The sequence below is a fragment of the Thermus sp. genome (assembly GCF_039793865.1).
GTDB lineage: Bacteria > Deinococcota > Deinococci > Deinococcales > Thermaceae > Thermus.
This window is the reverse complement of record NZ_JBAMMI010000061.1, coordinates 1-4,657: the sequence shown is the minus strand read 5'-3', so window position 1 is coordinate 4,657 and position 4,657 is coordinate 1. Positions and strand designations below refer to the sequence as shown.

The window sequence follows — 4,657 nt, the reverse complement described above, 5'->3', positions numbered from 1 at the left end:
TAGCTCCACCCGGACCCCCCGCACCCGGCCCGAGCGGGTGCGGTCCAGCATCTCGGCCAGGCGGAGGAGGGCGGCGAGGCGCTTAAGCCGCTTCCCGTCCCCGCGGGCGAGGAGGGCCCGAAAGCCCTTGGCCTCGGGGCTCCCCCGGCGGTGGTAGCGCACGAGGAGCGCCAGGAGGACCTGCTCCCGGTGGGAAAAGCCGAAGAGGGGCTCGGAAAGCACTAGATAAGCCCCGTGCTTGTGGTGGTCCCGGTAGCCCAGGACCATGCCGATGTCGTGGAGGTGGGCCGCCTCCCAAAGAAGCCTCCGCTCCCCCTCCCCGTAGCCGTGGAGGGGGAGGAGGCCCTGGAAGAGGGCCAGGGCCAGGGCCTTCACCCGCTCGCGGTGGGCCTCGGCGAAGGGGTAGCGCAGGAAGAGGCTCTCCACGGCGAAGGCCCGGGGGTCCTCCAGGAGATGGGGTGGGGGGAGGAGGCGGGTGAAGAGGACCCCCTCACGGATGCCCACCCCGCTTACCCAAAGGCCCGGGGCCCCGGTGCGGGCCAGGAGGACCCGGAGCAAGGCGAGGCTTGCGGGGAGGGTCCGGGCCCGGTGGGCCTCGAGGCCGGGAAGCCCCTGGCGGGCCTGGAAGGAGAGGGAGAGGAGGTCCCGGTAAAGGGCCTCCACCCCCTCCTTGGGCAGGTAGTAGCCGTGGAGGAGGTCCAGGGGGTAGCCCTGGCGCCGCTGGTGGAGGCGGGCCACCGCCCGCAGGTTCCCCCCGAGGACCACGAGGGGGAGGCCGCCCTCAAGGGGCAGGTCCCGGAGGTGGCGCGCCACCTCCTTCTCCAGGGCCCTCACCTCCTCCTTGGCCGGGGGGTCGGTCCGCAGGAAGGCCTCGGTGAGGCGGATCGCCCCCAAGGGCAGGGACCGGCCCCAGCGGAAGGCCCGCCCCCGGAGGAGGGACACCTGGGCGCTCCCGCCCCCCTGGTCCACCACCAGGGCCTCGGGGAAGGGCAGGGCGTTGGCCACGGCCAGGGTCCCGAGCCTGGCCTCCTCCTCCCCAGGGAGCACCCGAAGCTCCAAGCCGAGCCCGCGGGCCTCCTCTAGGATGGCCCCGCCGTTTCCCGCGTCCCGCACCGCGCTCGTGGCCAGGGCCACCACCTCCTCGGGGCCCACCGCCTTAAGGAAGCTGGCGAAGGCCCGCAGGGCCTTCCTCCCCCGCTCCAGGGCGGCCGCGGTGAGGGCTCCCCGGGCCAAGCCCTCCCCCAGGGCCACGGGCTCTCGGAGCTCGTCCAGGAGGGCGAAGGCCCGCCCCGGCTCGTAGCCGTAGAGGACGAGGCGGAAGGTGCCCGAGCCCAGGTCCAGAACCGCGAGGGTCCGGGCCTTGACCTCCTTCTGACCTTGGTCCGGCGTAATCTTGAGCAAATGCGCACCCCCGAGGCCAGCTGGCTCCAGTTTAACCGCCGGGTACTTCTCCAAAGCGAGCGGCTCGACTTCCCCCTTTTGGAAAGGATGCGCTTTCTCGCCATATGGAACCGGAACCTGGACGAGTTCTTCGCCGCCCGCATCGCCAAGCCCTTCCTAAAGGCGAGGGGATCGCCGGAGCACCTTGGGCTCCTTTCCGAGGCCCGGGCCCAGGCCCACCTGGCCGAGGCGCGCTACCGGGCCCTCCTGGAGGAGGCCGCCCCGAAGGTGCGGATCCTGGAGCCCGCGGAGCTGGACAACATGGACTGGCTCTACTTTCGGGTCTTCCTGGCCGAGGCCGTGGCCCCCAAGACCGACCTCATCCCCTGGGAAAGCGCGGGGGACGTAAGCCACGGGGCCCTCTACTTCGCCTCCCAGGACCACCTCGTGCGCCTGCCCCAGGACCTCCCGAGGCTCCTCCCGGTGCCGGGCCGGGAGGGGGCCTACGTGCGCCTCGGGGCCCTCATGCGGGCGAAAAGCGGCCTCTTCCTGCCCGAGGAGGCCCCCCTTTACGAGTTCCGCGTCCTTAGGCTTCTGGAGAGCGAGCGGGAGCGGGCGGACTGGGACGAGCTCGCCCAGGCCCTCGAGGGCCGCCAGGAGGGCCTCCCCACCCTCCTCGTGGCCGAGGCGGGCTTCCCCGAGGCCTGGCTTTCCCGGCTAAGGGAGGCCCTGGGGCTCCTCCCCGAGGAGGTCTTCCTCCTCAAGCCCCCCCTGGACCTGAGCTTCCTGGAGGCCCTGGCCAAGGAGGGCCCCCAGGCCTGGCGCTTTCCCCCCATCCGCCCCAAGAAGCCCCGCGGCCTCAGCAAAGACCCCCTGAAGCGGCTCAAGGAGCGGGACGTCCTCCTCTACCACCCCTTTGACGCCTACGAGGCCGTGGAGAGGTTCGCCCAGGCCGCCCTGGAACCCCAGGTGGAGGAGGTCTTCGCCACCCTCTACCGCATCGGGGAGGAAAACGCCCTGGCCGAAACCCTGATCCGGGCGGCCCAGGCGGGGAAGCGGGTCTGGGCCTTCCTGGAGGCCCGGGCCCGGTTTGACGAGCTTTTGAACCTGCGCTGGTACCTCCGCCTCCTAAGGGCGGGGGTGCAGGTGCTGCCCCTCCCCGAGCGCAAGGTGCACGCCAAGGCCCTCCTCCTCCTTGGGCGGGAGGGGGGGTACGCCCACCTGGGCACGGGGAACTACAACCCGGTGAACGGCCGCCTCTACACCGACTTCTCCCTCTTCACCGGGAGGCCTGAGGTGGTGGAGGAAGTAGCGGCCTTCTTCCGGGCCTTGGAGGAGGGAAGGGCCCCCTCCCTCGCCCTCCTGAAGACCGGGGAGGCCATCCGGGACCACCTCTTGGCGTCCATCCGGGCCGAGGCCCACCCCAAGGGGCGGGTGATCCTCAAGGCCAACCACCTCACCGACCCAAAGATCCTCCAGGCCCTGGTCCAGGCGGCGGAGGCGGGGGCCCGGGTGGACCTCTTGGTGCGGAGCACCCTCACCCTCCTCCACCCGGCCTTCCGGGCGCGGAGCCTGGTGGGGCGCTTCCTGGAGCACGCCCGGGCGGCGGCCTTCTGGGCGGGCGGGGAGTGGCAGGTCTACCTCACCAGCGCCGACTTCATGCCCCGCAACTTCCAGAACCGGTACGAGCTTTTCTTCCCCGTCCTCGGCAAGGAGGAGAAGCGCAAGGTCCTCAAGGTCCTGAAGCGCCAGCTCAAGGACGACCGCAACGCCTTCCTCCTCACCCCCGAGGGGGAAAAGCGGCTTTGGGGAGGAAAGCACGACGCCCAGCGCCCCTAGGGGGTAAAGTTGGGGGGAGGAGGTGCCCATGCGTCCGGTTCTGGAGGAGGCCCCCAAGGAGGCCCTGATCGGCGGGGTCTGGCGGCCCCTGAAGGCGCGCTTCCCCGTGGTCAGCCCGGCCACGGGGGAGGTGGTGGCCGAGGTGGCGGAGAAGGGGGGAGGGAAGTGGGACCTAGCGGAGGGCCTCTTCCAGGCGCACCAGCCAAAGGCGGGTGGGGCCCTCGTCGCCTTCAATGGCGAAGTCGTTGTCGTTGATGAGGGCCAGGGTTCGGCCGTCCTCCAGGAGGGCGAGCCCCTCCAGCTTGGCCGTGTCCACCTCCTTGAGGCGCCAGGTCTCCAGGACAAGGCGCCTCTCGGCCAGGCGGATCCCCTTGGCCCCGTAGTCCACCCCCGCCCGGTCCAGGGCCTCGCTCTGCCCCTCGGGGTGTTCCAGCAGGTTGGTGGCCTTGGCGAAGTCCACGAGGAAGACCCGGGCCCCGCCCTTGGCCCGCTCCAGGAGGAGGACCTGCTCCCCCTTCACCCACTGGGCGGCGCTAAACATCATGTCCTTGGGCAGGCTCTTTTTGGGGTAGTCCTTGGGATCGGAGAAGGGAACGAGGTACATCCCCGTAACCCGGGCCCGCATGGGGTCGCTCACGTCCAGGCGCACCGCCCGGGCCACCAGGCTCTCGGCGAAGCCCGGGTCGGAGGTGGGTCCGATGGGGCTTTGCAACACCACCCAGGCGGTCTTGCCGTCGGCGGAGAGGGCGAGGTTCTCTAGACCTCTGTTGTTGCGCCTCAGGCGAAGAATGGGAGGGAGAACCTCCTGGACAGGGTAGCTGGCCTTGAGGCCGAGGCCCTGGGGCACGTAGCGAACCTGGATGCGCCCCTCGGGGTCCACGTAGAGGAGGGAAGGGGAGTGCTCCTCCACCAACCAAAAGGCCCCCGTGGGGGTCGGGGCCACGTCCTCGGTGTCCAGCCCGTCGGGGTCCAAGGGCAGAGGCTCGCCGCAGGCCTTGTCGGCGAAGGGCCTGTCCTCCCCGGGAAGGTTGGGCAGTCCGGTGACGGGCTTCCCCAGGGGGTTCTTAAGGGGGAGGGCCCGGTCAAGCTTCAGGGCCCCCGCCTCGAGGCGCAGGAAGACCAGGGCCGGGGCGAAGCGTGGCAGGGGGAACCACTTGCCTCGGCCGTCCGGGCAGTCCCCGTTTGGGCCCCGGTCGGTGAGGCCCACGAAGCGCCCCCCGCCTAGGTAGGCCAGACCGGAACCCAAGGAGGGTAGCGTCTCCGTGGGCCAGCCCGCCCTCAGGGCCCGCTCCACCTCCTCGGGGGTGAGATGGGGGTTGAGCGCCCGAATGGGCGTGGGGGGAAGGGGGTAAACCCCCACCACCGCCTGGGCCAGGGCCAGGGAGCCAAGGGCCAGGTAAAGGAAGCCAAGCGTCCTCATGGCGAGGTCTAGGCTAAA

At 71.0% G+C, this 4,657-nt stretch carries 3 protein-coding genes; 1 reads left to right on the top strand and 2 read right to left on the bottom strand.

Features of this window, described 5'->3' with window-relative positions:
- Positions 1-1,401 (bottom strand): Ppx/GppA phosphatase family protein (locus tag ABJK26_RS05955; RefSeq protein ID WP_347241363.1); only part of this gene is annotated, 1,401 nt, incomplete at its 3' end.
- On the opposite strand from ABJK26_RS05955, the gene ABJK26_RS05950 reads away from it, so the two are divergent.
- Positions 1,402-3,219, top strand: coding sequence for a polyphosphate kinase (locus tag ABJK26_RS05950; RefSeq protein WP_347241362.1), 1,818 nt, complete (start codon positions 1,402-1,404; stop codon positions 3,217-3,219).
- A 172-nt stretch (positions 3,220-3,391) separates the two neighbouring features.
- Here ABJK26_RS05950 and ABJK26_RS05945 read toward each other — a convergent pair.
- Positions 3,392-4,657: esterase-like activity of phytase family protein (locus tag ABJK26_RS05945; protein ID WP_347241361.1), on the bottom strand; the 1,266-nt coding region annotated here is incomplete at its 5' end.